Here is a 17,842-nt window from a genome sequence, read left to right as displayed (position 1 = left end):
AGGATCGAACGTAGGCGAATTCAGGAAAATAAACGCATTTTCGACAGTCTGTCGAGGCGTACATTTATGGGTACCTCGCTACAGCAGAGTGTATGGACCTCGACTTAGTCGACAGAACAGCGTTCGTTGCAGCCTCAAGCCAGGGCCTCGGCTTTGCGAGTGCGGCCCGACTCGCCGCCGAAGGCGCAAACGTCGTCGTCACCTCTCGGAGCGCCGAGCGAGCCGACGAGGCGAAGGACCGACTCTGTGAGGAGCAGCCAGCGGTCGACGACGACCAAGTGCTCGCGCTCCCCTGCGACATCACCGACCAAGCCGAAATCGAGGCCGCAATCGAGCAGACGGTCGACACCTTCGGCAGTCTCGACATCATGGTCAACAACCACGGCGGCCCACCGGCAGTCACCCTCGACGAGGCCACCGAGGAGCAGTGGGACGACTCCTACGAGGGCGTGATCAAGAGCAACGTGATGCTCTCGCAGGCCGCACTGCCGGAGCTGGTCGACAGCGATATCGGCTCGCTGATCACCGTCACGAGCGCGTCGGCCCGCGAGCCGCCGGAGAACCACGCCATCTCGAACGTGTTCCGGCTTGGGCTCTATGGCCTCAGCAAAACGATTGCCAAGGAGTACGCTCCCGACGTGCGAGCCAACTGCGTCACGCCGCGGTTCATCATGACCGAGCGAATCGAGTACAAGGTCGAACGCCGCGCCGAACACCGCGGCATCTCCATCGAGGAGGCCCTTCAGAGCCGAACTGACGAAGTGCTGCTCGACCGACCGGGCCAGCCCGAGGAGTTCGCCGACGCGGTTGCGTTCCTCGCCTCGCCGCGCGCGAGCTACGTCACCGGCGAAGTGTTCCGCATCGACGGCGGCTGGCTCGAAGGCGTGATCTAGATGCGAGCGGTCGTTTGTCACGATTTCGGCGAGGCCAGCGTCGAGGAGGTCGACCGACCCACTCCTGCCGCAAATGAAGTCCTCCTCGAAATCCAGCGCGTCCAACTCAGCGTGACCGAGTGCGCCCTCTATCAGGGCGAGTCGATTGCCCACGCCGAGGTGATCGCCGAGCGACTGGCAGATGGCCCGGCCCGACTGTTCGGCCACGAGTTCTGTGGCACAGTTGTCGACTGCGGCTCGGAGGTCGACCAGCTAGCTGTCGGGGACCGAGTGTACGCGCCGGGCAAGATCCCCTGCAACGAGTGTGGCTACTGCGAGTCGGGGTTCAAACGCTACTGTCCCTCGAAAACCTACATCGGCTACGATATCCCCGGCGCGCTCGCGGAGTACGCCGCACTGCCAGCCGAGGCGTTGCGGCCCGTGCCTGATTCACTCACCGATTCGGAGGTCGCGGCGCTCCAGCCGTTGGCGAGTTCGGTGCTCTGTGTGCGGGACAGCGGGATTCTGTCCGGCGACATCGTCGCAGTGATCGGCACCGGCGTGATGGGATACCAGTGTGCGCAACTCGCGCTCGCGGAGGGAGCCCAGCAGGTGTTGGTCGTCGACATCGACGCCGAGAAACTCGAACTCGCAGCCGACCGAGGACTTCACCCGATCAACGGAACCGAGTGTGACCCGGTCGACGAAATCATGGCCCGCACCGATGGAGTCGGTGCGGATGTCGTTTTTGAGGCTGTCGGCGGCGATCAGTCCCACGCAACCGATGGAAGCGATCCAATCGCACAGGCGATGGGCGCGGTCAAAGCCGGCGGAACAGTCGTTCAGGTCGGCTACATCATCGGCGACGTGACGTTCTCCGCGCGAGCGGTTCGCAAGAAGAGCGTCACATGGCAGAATCCGGTGACTGGAATCGCGCCGACCGGCCCCGGACGCGATACGGGGAACTTCGCGGCCGAACTCGTTGCCAGCGGTCGCGTCTCCATCTCGGAGTACACGACCCATGAACGATCCGGGCTCGATTCGTTCGAAGAGATCGTCGACATCACCACAAATAAGGCAAAATACGGAGCGAAAGGACCTGCACAGCTGAGTATCTGACATCGGGACAGATCGGGAACACATCCCTAATAATCGATAATTATTTTACCCTCGCCGATTGCGAACTGAGTAGGATGGAAATCACGAACGTAGAAACAGCAGTATTAGGCAGCGCTGTCGAGGCCGCCTCGTTGCCGGCCCAAGTCGGTGCTCGGGAGCTGGATATCAGCTCAGTCGTTGTCCGTGTTCACACGGATGAAGGAATCACCGGATTCGGGGAATCGTTCTACCGCTCGGAGGAGAACAACAAGTTCCTCGCCGAGAGTATCGATGCGATGTCCCGCCACATTGTCGGCAAAGATCCACAGGACGTCAAAGCGATCTGGCACGAACTGTATCTCCACGTCAAGCGGGCCGGAGCCTACGGCGCACTGTCGGCAATCGACGAGGCGCTCTGGGATATCAAGGGCAAAGACGCGGGCAAGCCGCTCTACCAGCTGCTTGGTGGCCAGACAAACGAAGTGAAGGCCTACGCGACGTTCCCGGCGGACAAAACCGCCGAAGAGCTGATCGACTACGCCGACTGGCTCTCGGAGAAAGGGTTCCAAGCAATGAAGATCGGCGCAGGGTTCGGTGTCGAGGAGGATCGTCACCGCATCAAGACGATCATGAACAACATCCCCGACGACTTCGGGCTGGCAATCGACGCCAACACTTCCTACAGCTACAACGACGCGGCGAAAGTCGCCAAAACCGCCAGCGAGTACGAGGTCGAGTGGTTCGAGGAGCCGATCTCTCACACCGATCTCGACGGCCAAGCCGAACTTAACCGGAAGTTCACCGTCCCGATCTCGGGCTACCAGACCCACACGCCACACTACCCGGCACTCGATCACCTCAAGGCCCGGTCGTTGGACATCTACCAGCCATCGGTCGACTACGTCGGCGGGATCACCGGCGCAATGCGTGTCGCAGGGCTCGTCGAAGCCTTCGACAAGGAACTCGTCCCCCACGCACTCGGTCCGGCGATCAACTACGCGGCCAGTCTCCACGTCGCCGCCGCGAGCAGACAGTGTCGACTGATCGAGTTCGCCGTGCTGGACGACGATCTCGAGGATCCCGGCACCTACATCGCGGGGCAGTACATCGAAAACCAGGATGCGATCCACGTCGACGACGGTGGCACAATCGATCCACCCGAAGAACCGGGCCTCGGCGTCCGCATCGACGAGGACGTGTTCGAAGAGTACCGCGTCGACTAACTCCCGACTGGCGGTTTGCGGACCGAGTCACCCTTTTTGACCGTAATGTTAGGTCAGATATATATCACCATTAATGGAAATATATATGTATGGTGGGCTATTTGATGAGTCTGTAATGGTTGATACCAATAGACGGCAGTTTGTGAAGTTGACTGGTGCAGGGATTGGAATGGCTGGTCTCGCAGGATGTCTCGGTGGAGACGGAGGCAATGGCGGGGGTGGTGGTGGCGGAGATGACTACCCACCGAGTTCGCTCACCTTCGTGAATGCGTACTCCGAAGGTGGCGGCGTCGACACTAATTTCCGACAGATTCAGGAGTATTTCGAGGACGCTCTCGGCGCGAACCTCTCTCCGGAGTACCGTGCCGGTGCCGGAACACGAACCGCAGCGACGACCGTCGCCCAAGACGAGGAACTGATGCGAATCGGTGGCACGCTCTCGCCAGCAACACCGGCGGCAGTCGCCGTCGACGAGGTCGAGGGCACCGAACCGCAGTACACACTCGACGATCTCCAGCCGCTCGGCACGCTTTCGGGTGAGGCAGCGATCATCCGTGTGCGGGACGACGAAGAGCGATTCCGAACGGTCCAAGAACTCGTCGACTACTCGGTCGACAACAACATCACGGTCGGCGCATCCGGCCCGACCAACCGGAATGTGCTGTCGATCATTCAGCTGATGGAGCAGACCGAGGCGGACTTCACCATCGTTCCGTTCGACGGTGGCGGTGCCACCCAAACCGCGCTCCTCCAGGGCGAGATCGACGTTGCAGCACGCAGTGTGTACAACAGTGCGAGTATCGCGGAGGACTCGCACTGTCTCTGTATTTACGCCGAAGAGAACCCAGAGCCCGGCCTCACTAACGACGCCCCACCGATCAACGACGAGCTCGGCACGGATATCAACTACGCGCCGTCGAACGGGACCCAGTTCTACTACGTCTCGGCTGCGGCCGCCGAGGAGTACCCAGACCGCTACGAGCAGGTCCAGCAAGCGTTCAAAACGGCCCACGAGAACGAAGAGTACCGAGCCGACCTCGCAGAGATCGACGAGGAAGGGAAACTCGTCTGGAACACACCTGAGGAGACCGACGCCATCCTCCAGAGTGCGTACGAAACCTACCGGGATTTCGCACCACTGTTCGACGAGTACGTGCAGTCCTAAACGGTACGGTTTCGGTAGTCTGCACTTCTATTTGAATACTGACCACAAGATACACACCCCACAATGACATCAACAGAGGCCGAAGAAGAGGCCACGAATCGTCCAGCTCGGTCGACGAGTGCGATTGCCCTGTTCAGGCTGGCATTTCCGATTGCCGGCGTGATCTTAGCGATACTGTACATCCAAAACACCTACGGGCGAATCCGATTAGATAACCTGTACTACCCGTACTTCGTGATCGGCATCCTCGGAGTCCTGACGGTTACCGTGTTCGCGACCGAGATTCGGGAACTGCTCGGCCATCAGAGCGATCTCGGATTCAAAGAATCCGTCCGTGAGGCAGTCATCGAGTGGAAGCGCTCGATTGGGTTTACGGTCGTCGCAATCATCTACATTTGGCTGATCGAACCTGTTGGCTTCTTCATCGCGACAGCCATCGGGCTGGTCAGTGTGATGGTTGTTGGCGGACGCCGAGACCCGATCTGGATCTCCATCTCGACGGCACTGATCCTCGTGTTCGTCTACCTGATGTTCGTTCAGCTAATGGGGTTGCGGCCACCACAGGGACCACTCGGACTATGACGACCTACTCACTACGTCGACAATCGACACGACAGCACTGTAACCCCGCTGGCGGGAGCTCAACAACGACCCAGAGAGGGGTGACACAATGATACCGCTTCAGGTCGAGCTTATCGGCGAGGCGCTGGGGGTGCTGTTGACGCTCGAAAACCTCGTGTTCATTGCGGTCGGTGTGACCTTCGGTATGCTGGCTGGCTCGATCCCCGGCTTTACGGGGACGAACACGGTCGCAATCGCGCTGCCGTTTACGCTGCCGATGACCCCGGAGATCGCGCTTGTCACGCTGTCGGCGATCTACGTCGGGGCAAACTACGGTGGGGCGATCCCCGCGGTGCTGATCAACACGCCCGGGACAGCCGGCGCGACAGCGACCGTGCTGGATGCCTACCCGATGTCCCAGCAGGGAGATGCCTCGAAAGCACTCGGGATCTCGATCTTCGCGAGCGTGGTTGGCGGGTTCGTGTCGGCGATTATTATCCTCTTCATGCTCCAGCCGATTGGCGAAATCGCGTTCCTCTTCACGAACCGGGAGATCTTCGTCCTCGGGATATTCGGGCTGGCAGCCGTCGCGGTTGCCATCGGTGACAACATCCGCAAGGGCCTGATCGGCGGCTTCATCGGACTGTTGATCGCCGCGATGCCCGTCGACCCGACGACCGGCCAGCGTCGACTCGACTTCGGCTACTTCGGCCTCTACGACGAGGTGCCGTTCGTCCCCGTCGTCGTCGGCCTGTTCGCCATCTCGGAGCTGTTTTACCTGATCAACAAATCCGCTATCAGTGAGGACAACTCGATAGAGACCTCCTACGCCGACATCTTCAGCGGCGTCAAATATGTCATCAGTCGACCGGTGGCGCTGTTCCGGGCGATGGGGATCGGCCTCATCATCGGTTCGATGCCCGGCGCAGGGACGTCCGTGGCCAACTTCGTGAGCTGGGCCGCGGCGAAATCGCTCTCCAACAAGCCCGAATCGTTCGGTGAAGGGAATCCCAACGGTGTGATCGCGTCCGAGGCCTCGAACAGTGCGGTGACGGCTGGTTCGCTGGTGCCCACACTTGCACTCGGGATTCCGGGCAGCGGGACGACTGCCGTGATGCTTGCGGCACTGCTGCTCCACGGGCTTCGGCCGGGCCCACAGCTGATGCAGAACTTCGCGCTTGAAGCGAACGTGATCATCCTCTCGCTGCTTGTCGCCAACGTGTTCCTGTTGATCTCCGCGCTGGCGGTCTCGAAGTATCTCGTTCGGGTGGTGACGATGCCGGCGAACCTGATCGTCCCGGCCATCTTAGCGTTGACAGTGATCGGTGCGTTTGCGATGCGGAGCAGTATGTTCGACGTCTGGCTGATGTTCATCTTCGGGATCATCGGCTTCGTCATGCGGGAAAACGACTACTCGTTGATCCCGCTGATCTTGGGTGTCATCCTTGGCCCCATCATCGAGGGCTCGTTCCTCCGGAGCATGCTGATCAGCAGCAATGATTTCGGCTACTTCTTCGGAAGTACGATTGCGATCATCCTCTGGGTCCTGATCGTGTTGGTGCTGTTCATCCAGCCGATCTCGAACGTCGTCCGCGGGGTGATCGAAAGCAGAACGGACCTCCTGAACTGAACGAGGGAGTCGACTCACCCGGGCAGGTGGGTCGACCGCTCGCCTCACAGCAAACGGAACGACATATCAACACGCAGGCCGAACCACGAGACACACATGGGAGATATCACCGCCGAACAACTGCCGATCAACGCCTTTGCAGGCATCTTTCTGGCCGCGACCGGGATCGGCGTGGTGCTCATCAGTGGGGATCTCGTTCGGTCCGGGCTGTTCTTTGCAGTCGGGCTGTTCTTTCTGATGCGGGCACTCGCGCAGTACAACGCGGACAACGCGGACAACACCACCAGTGACGGAACTGACTGAGAGTCCACTCATGGGGCACCCCACAACGGACGCTCGCAGCCACCGTCGACACTGACCCGGTTGCTGTCACCCTATTTATCATGCCGAACGACTGAACCGTGAGGACAGTCGACCCGGCTGACTGGCTGACCGAACGCTATGTTTTTCACGATTGACTGGTATCAATACGTATGACTGCGGACTACAATCCAGGACTGGATGGGATCGTTCTTGGCCCGACTGAGCTGAGCGGTGTCGACGGCGAGGCCGGGGTGCTCACCTACCGTGGCTACCCAATCGAGGAGCTCGCCGGAACGGTGAGCTATGAGGAGACCGTCTATCTGCTCTGGTACGGCGAACTGCCGACAACCGCGGAACTCGATGCCTTCTCGGAGAAACTGACTGCCAACCGAGCGCTGCCCGAGCCCCTCCCGACACTGCTAGCGGAGTTGGTCAAATCGAACGACGACCCGATGGATGCGGTTCGCACCGCCGTCTCGGCACTCACCGCAAGCGATCCGGACGCAGGCGAGGCCGCCGGAAGCAGAGACGATACCGAGGGCGCAGCGATCCGGTTAACGGCTGTGCTGCCGACGATCATCGCAACCTACGTTCGACTCCGTGACGGCGACGAGCCGGTCGACCCACGTGATGATCTGGGCCACGCCGCGAACTTCCTCTACATGCTCACCGGTGAGGAGCCGGAGCCTGTCGTTGCCGACACGCTGGATATGGCGCTCGTCCTCCATCTCGACCACGGGATCAACGCCTCGACGTTCTCCGGCAAGGTCAACGCGAGCACGCTTGCGACGGTCTATAGCTCCGTGACTGGCTCGCTGGCCGCGCTCTCCGGACCGCTTCACGGTGGCGCAAACGCCGACGTGATGCGAATGCTTCAGGCGGTCGACGCGAGCGATAAAAGCCCGACCGAGTGGGTCGACGATGCAATCGCCCGCGGCGACCGGATTCCCGGCTTCGGCCACCGCGTCTACCAAGTCAAAGATCCCCGCGCGATTGTGCTTCAGGAGCGATCCAAGGCACTCGCCGAGGCCGCCGGCGAGACCAAATGGTACGAGTACAGCACCGAGATCGAGGGTTATCTCGCCGAGGAGAAAGGCATCAAACCGAACGTCGACTTCTACTCGTCAAGCATGTACTACGTGATGGACATCCCAATCGATATTTATACACCAATCTTCGCCATCTCGCGGATGGCCGGCTGGCTGGCCCACCTGTTCGAACAGTACGAGGACAACCGACTGATCCGCCCGCTGGGCGACTACGTCGGCGAGCACGGCAAGACAGTCACGCCGCTCGACGAGCGATAACGTACGCGATCTGCCTTTGTGACCGAGAGCCCCAACTGCCCAACACGCCAGTTCAGTCATACATTAGTCAGAGTGACGACAGGTATACTGGAGAGATTCATAACTGAAAGATATAGTCGACAATCGTATATCAGGAGGCGAATAAGTCACATACCGTCGTTGCGAACAATCAGTCGATGACTGAGAAAATCGTGAGTTTTCGATCAGTTGATCGTATCGAATCCGCATTTGACGATGTCGATCTCGATGTGGTCCCGAAAACCAAGTACACCGATGCCGAGCTGATCGAGTACGCCGAGGGTGCCAGCGGGCTGTTCGTCCACTCGGAAAACCAGTATACGTCGACGCTGTTCGAGGCCTCCCCGGAGTTGCGTGTGATCGGTCGACCCGGCTCCGGACTCGACAACATCGATCTCGATGCTGCAACCGAAAACGACGTTGTCATCGCTTTCACGCCCGGAATGAACGCGGTTGCAGTCTCGGAGTTCGTCGTCGGCTCGGTGATCTCGCATATTCGTGATCTTCAGGACGCCAGCGATCACGTCCGGTCGGGTGGCTGGCGGTCGCCCGACTGGTGGGGAACCGAACTCCGAAACAAGACGGTGGGTATCGTCGGCCTTGGGGCCGCAGGCTACGAAACCGCAAAACGGCTCAAACCGTTCGATGTCGACTTCCTCGTCGCCGATCCCTACGTCGACCAAGAGCGAATCGACGAAATCGGCGGGCAAAGAGTTGAACTGGATGACTTGTTGTCGGAGTCGGATTTCGTGAGCCTCCACGTCCGACTGACTGAGGAGACGACCCACATGATTGACGCGGCGGCCTTCGACCGGATGAAAGAGACGGCCGTGCTGATCAACACTGCCCGTGGTCGGGTTGTCGACCACGACGCACTGGTCGAGGCACTCACAACAGGGACCATCGGCGGTGCAGTGATCGATGTCTATCCCAGCGAACCCCCGGAGTCGACCGATCCGATCTTCGACTGTGAGACGGCCTCGGTAACACCGCACTTGGCGGGCGCAACAGTCGAAACGCGAACCGAGATGCTCGAAACCACCGCGAAAAATATGCTCCGAATTCTGAATGGAGAAGCCGTCGACCGGCAGTATATCGCGAATCCGGAGGTTCTGGATTCCTAGCAACGTGTGATTGTTCGGGCGACCAATCTTATTCGATAGCTAGTACTCTCATAATCGATACGCAACGAGTTACTCGGCGCAGAGTTAATTTCTCATTGAAACTTACCGGAAATATTATGTGTGCGGCCACTGCAGATAGGAGTATGATACGTGTGGGGGTGAATGGATACGGAACCATCGGTAAACGTGTTGCCGACGGAATCCGTCTCCAGCCCGACATGCAACTCATCGGCGTGGCGAAAACCCGTCCAAACTTCGAAGCCGAGACGGCGGCTCAAAAGGGATACCCGCTGTACAGTGCGATCCCGGAGCGGTCCCACCAGTTCACTGAGGCCGGACTTGATCTCCACGGAGAGGTTACAGATCTCGTCGACGAAAGCGACGTAATCGTCGACGCCACCCCGTCGGGCGTCGGTGCGGAGAACTGCTCGCTCTACGAGGCACACGACACGCCAGCGATCCTTCAGGGCGGTGAATCCCCGGACACTGTCGACGAAAGTTTCGTCGCTCAGGCAAACTACGACGACGCTGTGGGCGCGGACCTGCTTCGTGTCGTCTCCTGCAACACGACCGGACTCTCGCGGCTCCTAGAGCCGATTGACCGGGAGTATGGCGTCGACAAAGCGCGGGCGACACTCATTCGGCGTGGTGGCGACCCCGGCGAAACTGACCGCGGGCCGATCAACGACATTCTCCCGGACCCGGTGACCCTTCCCTCACACCACGGGCCTGACGTCCAGACGATCTTCCCCGATGTGGATATCGACACCCTCGGAGTGACCGTTCCAGCAACGCTCATGCACTTGCACAGTGTGAACCTCACACTTGAGTCCGCGCCGTCGGTTGCGGCAATTGCTGATCTGCTGTCGAGACAGTCGCGGCTCTTTGTCGTGCCACCGGAGCTGAGCATCGACGGCACTGCCAAACTCAAAGAGTTCGCCAAAGACGCCGGTCGACCGAGGGGGGATCTGTGGGAGAACTGTCTCTGGGAGGAGTCGATTGCGATGGAGGGCAACGACCTGTACCTGTTCCAATCGATCCACCAAGAGGCGAACGTTGTGCCCGAAAACATCGATGCGATCCGCGCGCTCGTCGGCCACAAAACCGCCGCCGAAAGTATCGCACTCACCAACGACCGACTCGGACTGAACACGACCCAACAATACACGAGATCACACCAGCACGGCAGTCCACAGCCTGCAGATGACTAACCACAGAGCGATCTAATCAGCCAGCAGAGAGGTGTATCTCGTGGCTGTGAAACCTAACTGTGGCCAGTTAGTCGACCGACAGCGACGTGCTTCGATCTATGTCAATTTTAGCATGATACCTTCATACATACCTTTTTGACTCGTGAACCGAACGGAGTAGTATGGGAATGGATGACGATGCAAGGGAGTACCACCGCCAAGATCCGCCGGGCAAGATAGAGATCGCGACAACCAAACCGACCAACACACAGCGGGACCTCAGTTTGGCCTACTCGCCGGGCGTTGCCGCGCCGTGTCTGGATATTGCCGACGAGCCGGGAGATGCCTTTCAGTACACGGCGAAAGGCAATCTCGTCGGCGTCGTCTCCAACGGGTCGGCGGTTCTCGGCCTCGGCGATATCGGAGCACAGGCCTCCAAACCGGTGATGGAGGGGAAAGGCGTCCTGTTCAAACGGTTCGCTGATATCGACGTCTTCGACATCGAACTCGATCTCGACACCGCCGACGAGATCGTCGACGCAGTCGCACCGATGGAGCCAACCTTTGGGGGAATCAATCTCGAAGACATCAAATCACCCGAATGCTTCGAGATCGAGCGTCGACTCGGCGAGCAGATGGATATCCCCGTCTTCCACGATGACCAACACGGGACAGCCATCATTTCGGGCGCAGCACTGCTCAACGCCTGCGAGATCGCGGACAAAGAACTCGAAGATCTCAACATCGTCTTTTCGGGGGCCGGCGCGTCGGCCATCGCCACCGCGAGGTTCTACCTCTCGCTTGGGGCCACCAAGTCGAACATTACGATGTGCGACTCCTCGGGGATCATCACGACCTCTCGGAGCGACGAAATCAACGAGTTCAAACAGGAATTCGCTCGTGATGTGCCCGAGGGCTCGCTTGCCGACGCAGTAGCGGGCGCTGACGTGTTCGTCGGCCTCTCTGTCGGCGGCATCGTTTCTCAGGAGATGGTCCAATCGATGAACGACAACCCGATCATCTTCGCCATGGCGAACCCCGACCCCGAGATCACCTACGATGACGCCAAATCCGCCCGTGATGACGACGTGATCATGGCGACCGGTCGCTCCGACTACCCGAACATGGTCAACAACGTGCTGGGCTTTCCCTTTATTTTCCGCGGCGCACTCGACGTGCGGGCGACCGATATCAACGAGGAGATGAAGCGCGCAGCGGCGATGGCACTGGCCGAGTTGGCCCGTCAGGATGTCCCTGACGCAGTCGTCAAAGCCTACGGCGACCAGCCGCTCCAGTTTGGTCCCGACTACGTAATTCCGAAACCGCTCGATCCCCGCGTGCTGTTCGAGGTGGCCCCGGCCGTTGCTCAAGCCGCCGTCGACAGCGGCGTCGCGCGCACGGAGATTGACATCGAGAGCTACACCGAAACGCTCGAAGCCCGACTCGGCAAATCCCGCGAGATGATGCGGATCGTGCTCAACAAGGCCAAAAGCGATCCCAAACGGGTGGCTCTCGCCGAGGGGACGGATGAAAAGATGATTCGGGCGGCCTACCAGCTTGAGGAAGAAGGAATCGCCGAACCCGTGCTGTTGGGCGACGAAGGCGAAATTACGCGGATCGCGGATCAACTCGGCCTCTCTTTCGAGCCCGAAGTCGTCGACCCCCAAGCCCAGTCACTCGACGAGTATGCCGACCGCCTCCACGAATTGCGTCGACGCAAAGGGATCACGCGCGGTGAGGCGGCCGATCTCGTCGAACGGGATACCAACTACCTCGGCAGCGTGATGGTCGAAATGGGCGATGCCGACGCCATGCTGACCGGACTCACACATCACTACCCCTCGGCACTGCGACCGCCGCTCCAAGTGATCGGCACCGCCGAGGATGCTAACTACGCGGCGGGCGTCTACCTGCTAACGTTCAAAAACCGGGTCGTCTTCTGTGCGGATACGACGGTCAACCAGAATCCGGATGCGGATGTGTTGGCCGAAGTCACGAAACACACCGCCGAACTCGCCCGGAGCTTCAACGTCGAGCCACGGGCCGCAATGCTGTCGTACTCGAACTTCGGCAGCGTTCGCAACGAGGGGACAGCCAAGATTCGAGACGCCGTCGACCAGCTCCATTCCGATTCGACCGTTGATTTCCCCGTCGACGGAGAGATGCAAGCAGATACGGCGGTTGTCGAGGACATCGTCGACAGCACCTACGACTTTTCGGACCTCAACGGTCCGGCGAACGTACTGATCTTCCCGAACCTCGAAGCCGGCAACATCGTCTACAAACTGCTCCAGCGACTCGGTGGCGCGGAGGCCATCGGCCCAATGCTCGTTGGCATGGATAAGCCGATTCACGTCCTCCAGCGCGGCGACGAAGTCAAAGACATCGTCAACCTCGCCGGTGTGGCCGTTGTCGACGCACAAAATCAGTAGACAGTAGCTGCAGCCGGTTGCCGTCCAAAGTTCGATGGTCTAGTTGTCGTTCCAGACCTTTTCGGGCATCGGTAGATCCTCCCACAACGCCGAGTCTAGTGGCTCTTCAAGCTCGATGTTGAGGACCTCTTCGAGCACCCACTCCAGTTGCCGGACGTGTTGGCCGGTGTGCCACGTCGTCCGCTCGAAAAAGGCGTGTTTTGTCGGCTGGCCCCAGAACACATCTGCTGTTTCGGACCAATCACAGGTTTGTCCCGCACTCTCAAACCAGTCATCTAACCGTCCCTGGACCGATGAGCCGTAGGTCCGAAGGGCGATCTTCGAGTTGTGGTCCCAGTGATGTTCCATTCGGGGGACACCTGTCATCGGGACGCCCGCCTCATGCATCATGAACACATCGGGAAGGCTGTAGATGTGCTGGACGAGATCGGCGTAACTCCGGGGGCGGTTTGGGATATGGGTCTCCAGTTCGTCGTCCGGCAGGAGTTCGAGATACTCCTGTGTGGTCTCCAAGAGGACAGTGAGTCGACGGTACAGCTCCTCGACCGGCAGCGGCTCGGCGTCGTAGTCGATGCCGACCAGCTCGGCGACGTTCTCCAAATCCTTGCCATCGGCCCACTCCTCACCGCGTCGCACGATTGGGACGTGTTGTGGGAGTCCGAGCTCGGCCATCTCGTCCATGATCTCCGGGTCGACACCCTGAATACCAACGGTTGATTCGGCGTCCGCGTCCGTCGATCCGTCCTTTTGAATGACGTTGTGCGAGACAAACGACGTGTTATTGCGCTCTAAGAACTCCTTAATTCGAAGACAGCTCGTACAGCCGGTTGCCCAGTAGAGATGGATTGATGTATCTGTTGCACTCATCAGTAGTATCAAACGTAGTAACTTGCTTAAATATATTGTGTGGGATTGGGAGTGTAATCAATAACGACATAATTAGTTATGTTCCAAGCAACCAATGAGTATTTTTGATATGCTAAATGCGGATACGCAGGCCCACAACCGTATCGAAACAGTCGTTCAATCGCCGGGGGGTTATGATATAAATTGTATGCTGCTATATCAAATTTCAGTATAGCCCCGGCACCGGAACTGATCGACTCATCTGCTCCAGACTACAACTAGTAGCGGTGAACCAACCGGCTTGTTTGCTTCAGCCACAGTCGCTCCAGCTCAGTATAGATCTCAATGGAAAGCGACACTTTTCGGAGTGAAAGCGGTCGCAGTCCTGCTCCAAGGAGTGGAGGCGAGTTGAAAGGTCGACCCGGAGGGCTGGGAACTGCCCCGATGCTGGTGAAATACATAATCAGGCATGAAGCCCCGTCCATGAGGACGCTTGTAGTTTTCAATGTCATTTCACACGTTGACTAATAAGCGAGATATATCACGAGCCAAGATCCATTTTTGAATCTTTGTGTATATTCAGGCATTTCACCGGTTCCAAATGGTTTATCATTCTGTTTGTCCATTTCATATACAGCTTGGGCGCTCGTCATATCGACTAGGGCCTAGCTGACGGAGAACGGCTCCCCCCAATGCAGTTCGGTATATCAAAATGTCACAGGATACATACGTTGGTTCCGTCGACCAAGGAACCACAGGAACGCGGTTCATGGTCTTTGACCATGGTGGTAACGTCGTTGCAAACGCCTACGAGAAACACGAGCAGATCTATCCGGAGCCCGGCTGGGTCGAACACGACCCGATGGAGATCTGGGAGAACACGAAGTCCGTAATCAACACGGCGCTTGATGATGCTGGTCTCGACGCAGAACAGCTTGAGGCGATTGGCATCACCAACCAGCGTGAAACTACGATTGTGTGGGATGCCGAAACTGGCAAACCAGTCCACAACGCGCTGGTCTGGCAGGATCGCCGAACCACCGACCGCGTCGAAGAGATTCAGGAGATGGGCAAAGTCGAGGACATCCGTGAGAAAACGGGTCTCGAATGTGACGCCTACTTCTCGGCGACCAAAACCGAGTGGATCCTCGACAACGCCGACCCGATCAAACTGCAGCGATCCCGACCGCAGGACGTCCGCGAGCGCGCCGAGGAAGGCGAACTCCTGATGGGGACCATCGACACGTGGGTCATTTACAACCTCACCGGGAACCACATCACCGACGTTTCGAACGCCTCGCGGACGATGCTGTACAACATCCGCGAGCTCGAATGGGACGACGAACTGCTCGACCTGTTCAACGTGCCCAAGGCGATGGTCCCGGAAGTCCGACCCTCGTCGGACGACGAGACCTACGGTTCGACCGACGCAGACGGCTTCCTCGGTGCCGAAGTGCCTGTCGCAGGCGCGCTCGGTGACCAGCAGGCCGCGCTGTTCGGTCAGACCTGTTTCGACGCAGGCGACGCCAAGAACACCTACGGTACCGGTTCGTTCATGCTGATGAACACCGGCAACGAGGCCGTTCCATCCGAACACGGCCTCCTCACCACGATTGGCTTCCAGCGCTCGGGTGAGCCAGTTCAGTACGCCCTCGAAGGCTCGATCTTCATCACTGGTGCCGCCATCGAGTGGCTCGAAGACATGACCCTTATCGAGGATGCCGCCGAATCCGAGTCCCTCGCACGCAGCGTGGACTCGACGGACGGTGTCTACGTCGTACCCGCCTTCGCCGGTCTCGGTGCACCCCACTGGGATCAGCGCGCACGCGGTACCATCGTTGGTATGACACGTGGTACCCGACGCGAGCACGTCGTTCGTGCAACCCTTGAATCCATCGCCTACCAGACCAAAGACGTCGCCGAGGCAATGGTCGAGGACGCAGACATCGACCTGGCCAGCCTCCGTGTCGACGGTGGAGCCGTCAAGAACAACTTCCTCTGTCAGCTGCAGTCCAACATCATCGGGACCGAAATCGTCCGACCAGTCGTCGACGAGACCACCGCGCTCGGTTCGGCCTACGCCGCTGGCCTCGCGGTCGGCTACTGGGACACAGTTGACGAACTCCGTAACAACTGGCAGATCGACCGCTCGTTCGAAGTCGACGAAGACGCTAACATCGAAGTCAACTACGACCGATGGAAGGACGCCGTCGAGCGCTCGACCGACTGGGCCCGCGACGAGTAATCCGTCTCACAGCCACCGCGTTCATTTTATTTACATATAGGTGAGAGGTGTATCTGAACAGCAACGCGTTTCCGTCTGCTGTGCGAGGCTTCCGTATGAGTCTGGATGAGCTGACCGAGGATATTACCGACGAGTACAGCGACCTCGACGACGAGTTTACCGTCTCACTAGATCGTGAAACCAAAAACGAGCTTGCGATGCTGGCTGCGGCCTTCGACACTGATGACCCCGAGGAACTCCTTCGCCGCGGCGTGCATGTGCTCTACCGCCAGACCGTCGACTCCGGCGATCTGGATTTCCATCTCCGCTCGGGGTACGACGTAACCTACGACGAGTATCTCTCGGGGATGACCTTCGAGGAGATGACCGGTGGCGACAGCCTCCCGTCGCTCGACGACTCGAACCGCTACCGAATGTAGCGAACGGAGTCAGACCACGTCGTCGACGGATTTTATAAGTAGATCCGCGCCGAGTTCGATCTCCCGTTCGGAGACATCGAGGGGTGGGAGGAGTCGGAGGACGCTGTGGCCACAGCCGAGCGTGAGGAGGCCGCGCTGGAGGGCTGCCTTTTGAATCGCGTTTCGGTGGGCCTTGGTGTCGAACTCGACGGCGAGCATCAGTCCCAATCCACGGATGTCGACAACACAGTCCTCGTCGCCAAGTCCATCAGCCAGCAGTTCGAGACACTGCTGGCCACGCTGGGTTGCGTTCGACAGCAGATCGTACTCCTCGATTGCATCAATCGTGAGTGCGCCCTGTAGGGAGGCGAGGATGTCGCCCGCGCCCCACGTCGAGGAGAGTCGACTCGTTTCGTCCGGGAACATCTCCTCGCGGGCGACCGTTGCCCCGACCCGGAGCGCCTTGGCAGCGCTGATCACATCCGGTTCGAAACTGTAGTGGTCCGATCCCCATATTTTGCCGGTGCGGCCCAGCCCGCTTTGGATCTCGTCGGCAATCAGTGTGATATCGTGTTCCTCGGAGACTGCCGCGAGTTCGTCGCCAAAGGCTTGGCTCGGAATTCGATAGCCGCCCTCGCCCTGCACCGGTTCGAGAATAATAAAGGCGACTTCGTCGGGATTGAGGTAGCCACGGTCGGGGTCGACCATCCGGCGGAGCTGAGAGCCATCCTCATTTAAAAACCCACAATCACAACCGGCTGGGCTACAGCTCCGATCCGTACAGAACGGGACGTCGTGAATCGAGGGGAGTTCGGGGTAGTGTCGACGATGCACTGCCTTCGAGCGATTCAGCGAGAGTGTGCCCAACGTCCGTCCGTGAAACGCGCCGTCGAAGGTAATCCCGTACTGGCTGCCCTCGCTGTGGTCGTAGGCGATTTTGATCGCGTTTTCGACCGCTTCAGCGCCCGAATTGGAGAGAAACACCGTCGACATCCCGTATTCGTCGGTGATGTCGACGAGTCGATCCATCAACCCGGTGGGTCCGGGCAGTGAGTCGTCTGTCGGATCTTGACCGCTGGAAACGTAGAAATCCTGCCCGGCGATTTTTAAGGGGTCGACCAGATCGAACTCGGCGAGCGGCTCCATGATCTTCGGGTTGTTGTAGCCCAGCGGTGCGGCGGCGACGTGGCTCGTGAAATCCATGAGCACGTTGCCGTCGACGTCGGTACAAAAGGGTCCCTCGGCTGGCCCCGAGAGATCCCAGACGAACTCGTAGACGTAGGTACTCGGGGCCGCGGTTCCGTGGTGGTGGTCGACCCACTGCTGTGCCCGCTCGCCCGGAATCCCGTCGACCGTTGGCGTGGCCGTCTCGCGGTCCATAGCTACTACTCGGGTAACTGGCGGCTAAAACGTATCGCCGACACAGAGTG

General features: G+C 59.2%; 15 protein-coding genes. 13 read left to right on the top strand and 2 right to left on the bottom strand.

Going from position 1 to position 17,842, the window contains the following annotated elements:
• Positions 1–92: 92 nt before the first annotated feature.
• The 11 genes from HALTADL_RS03390 to HALTADL_RS03340 all read left to right on the top strand — a co-directional run bounded on the left by HALTADL_RS03390 (position 93) and on the right by HALTADL_RS03340 (position 12,923).
• Positions 93–893 carry an SDR family oxidoreductase gene (locus tag HALTADL_RS03390; RefSeq protein ID WP_089672871.1) on the top strand — a complete coding sequence of 267 codons (801 nt, stop codon included), beginning with the start codon at positions 93–95 and terminating at the stop codon, positions 891–893.
• Positions 894–1,991: a zinc-dependent alcohol dehydrogenase gene (locus HALTADL_RS03385; RefSeq protein ID WP_089672872.1), complete on the top strand. Its 1,098-nt coding sequence runs from the start codon at positions 894–896 to the stop codon at positions 1,989–1,991.
• A gap of 74 nt (positions 1,992–2,065) precedes the next feature.
• Positions 2,066–3,193 carry a mandelate racemase/muconate lactonizing enzyme family protein gene (locus tag HALTADL_RS03380; RefSeq protein WP_089672873.1) on the top strand — a complete coding sequence of 376 codons (1,128 nt, stop codon included), beginning with the start codon at positions 2,066–2,068 and terminating at the stop codon, positions 3,191–3,193.
• Between the two features lie 115 nt (positions 3,194–3,308).
• On the top strand, positions 3,309–4,358 hold the full coding sequence (locus tag HALTADL_RS03375) for a tripartite tricarboxylate transporter substrate-binding protein (protein ID WP_162551662.1): 1,050 nt from the start codon (positions 3,309–3,311) through the stop codon (positions 4,356–4,358).
• 63 nt (positions 4,359–4,421) lie between these two features.
• On the top strand, positions 4,422–4,940 hold the full coding sequence (locus HALTADL_RS03370; RefSeq protein ID WP_089672875.1) for a tripartite tricarboxylate transporter TctB family protein: 519 nt from the start codon (positions 4,422–4,424) through the stop codon (positions 4,938–4,940).
• A gap of 88 nt (positions 4,941–5,028) precedes the next feature.
• A complete protein-coding gene (locus HALTADL_RS03365) occupies positions 5,029–6,549 on the top strand; it encodes a tripartite tricarboxylate transporter permease (protein ID WP_089672876.1) in 1,521 nt (506 codons plus the stop codon).
• Positions 6,550–6,645: 96 nt separating this feature from the next.
• Positions 6,646–6,852, top strand: coding sequence for a hypothetical protein (locus HALTADL_RS03360; protein ID WP_089672877.1), 207 nt, complete (start codon positions 6,646–6,648; stop codon positions 6,850–6,852).
• A gap of 170 nt (positions 6,853–7,022) precedes the next feature.
• Positions 7,023–8,159 (top strand): citrate synthase, encoded by a 1,137-nt coding sequence (gene citZ, locus HALTADL_RS03355; protein ID WP_089672878.1) that lies wholly within the window; start codon positions 7,023–7,025, stop codon positions 8,157–8,159.
• Between the two features lie 176 nt (positions 8,160–8,335).
• On the top strand, positions 8,336–9,301 hold the full coding sequence (locus HALTADL_RS03350; protein WP_089672879.1) for an NAD(P)-dependent oxidoreductase: 966 nt from the start codon (positions 8,336–8,338) through the stop codon (positions 9,299–9,301).
• Positions 9,302–9,444: 143 nt separating this feature from the next.
• The gene (locus tag HALTADL_RS03345) at positions 9,445–10,512 is read left to right on the top strand and encodes a type II glyceraldehyde-3-phosphate dehydrogenase (protein ID WP_089672880.1); all 1,068 of its coding nucleotides are present in this window, start codon (positions 9,445–9,447) and stop codon (positions 10,510–10,512) included.
• Positions 10,513–10,673: 161 nt separating this feature from the next.
• Positions 10,674–12,923: an NADP-dependent malic enzyme gene (locus tag HALTADL_RS03340; protein ID WP_089672881.1), complete on the top strand. Its 2,250-nt coding sequence runs from the start codon at positions 10,674–10,676 to the stop codon at positions 12,921–12,923.
• Positions 12,924–12,962: 39 nt separating this feature from the next.
• Here the strand turns inward: HALTADL_RS03340 and HALTADL_RS03335 are convergent, their stop codons facing one another.
• Positions 12,963–13,790, bottom strand: coding sequence for a DinB family protein (locus HALTADL_RS03335; RefSeq protein ID WP_089672882.1), 828 nt, complete (start codon positions 13,788–13,790; stop codon positions 12,963–12,965).
• Positions 13,791–14,481: 691 nt separating this feature from the next.
• Between HALTADL_RS03335 and glpK the strand changes: the two genes are divergently transcribed.
• A complete protein-coding gene (gene glpK / locus HALTADL_RS03330) occupies positions 14,482–16,014 on the top strand; it encodes a glycerol kinase GlpK (RefSeq protein ID WP_089672883.1) in 1,533 nt (510 codons plus the stop codon).
• Positions 16,015–16,109: 95 nt separating this feature from the next.
• The gene (locus tag HALTADL_RS03325) at positions 16,110–16,433 is read left to right on the top strand and encodes a hypothetical protein (protein ID WP_089672884.1); all 324 of its coding nucleotides are present in this window, start codon (positions 16,110–16,112) and stop codon (positions 16,431–16,433) included.
• Between the two features lie 9 nt (positions 16,434–16,442).
• Here HALTADL_RS03325 and HALTADL_RS03320 read toward each other — a convergent pair whose 3' ends face one another.
• A complete protein-coding gene (locus HALTADL_RS03320) occupies positions 16,443–17,792 on the bottom strand; it encodes an aminotransferase class III-fold pyridoxal phosphate-dependent enzyme (RefSeq protein ID WP_089672885.1) in 1,350 nt (449 codons plus the stop codon).
• Positions 17,793–17,842: the final 50 nt, after the last annotated feature.

This window comes from Halohasta litchfieldiae (assembly GCF_002788215.1).
Classification (GTDB): Archaea; Halobacteriota; Halobacteria; order Halobacteriales; family Haloferacaceae; genus Halohasta; species Halohasta litchfieldiae.
Note: the sequence above shows the minus strand (reverse complement) of the source record. Positions and strands in the feature narration are given on the sequence as shown.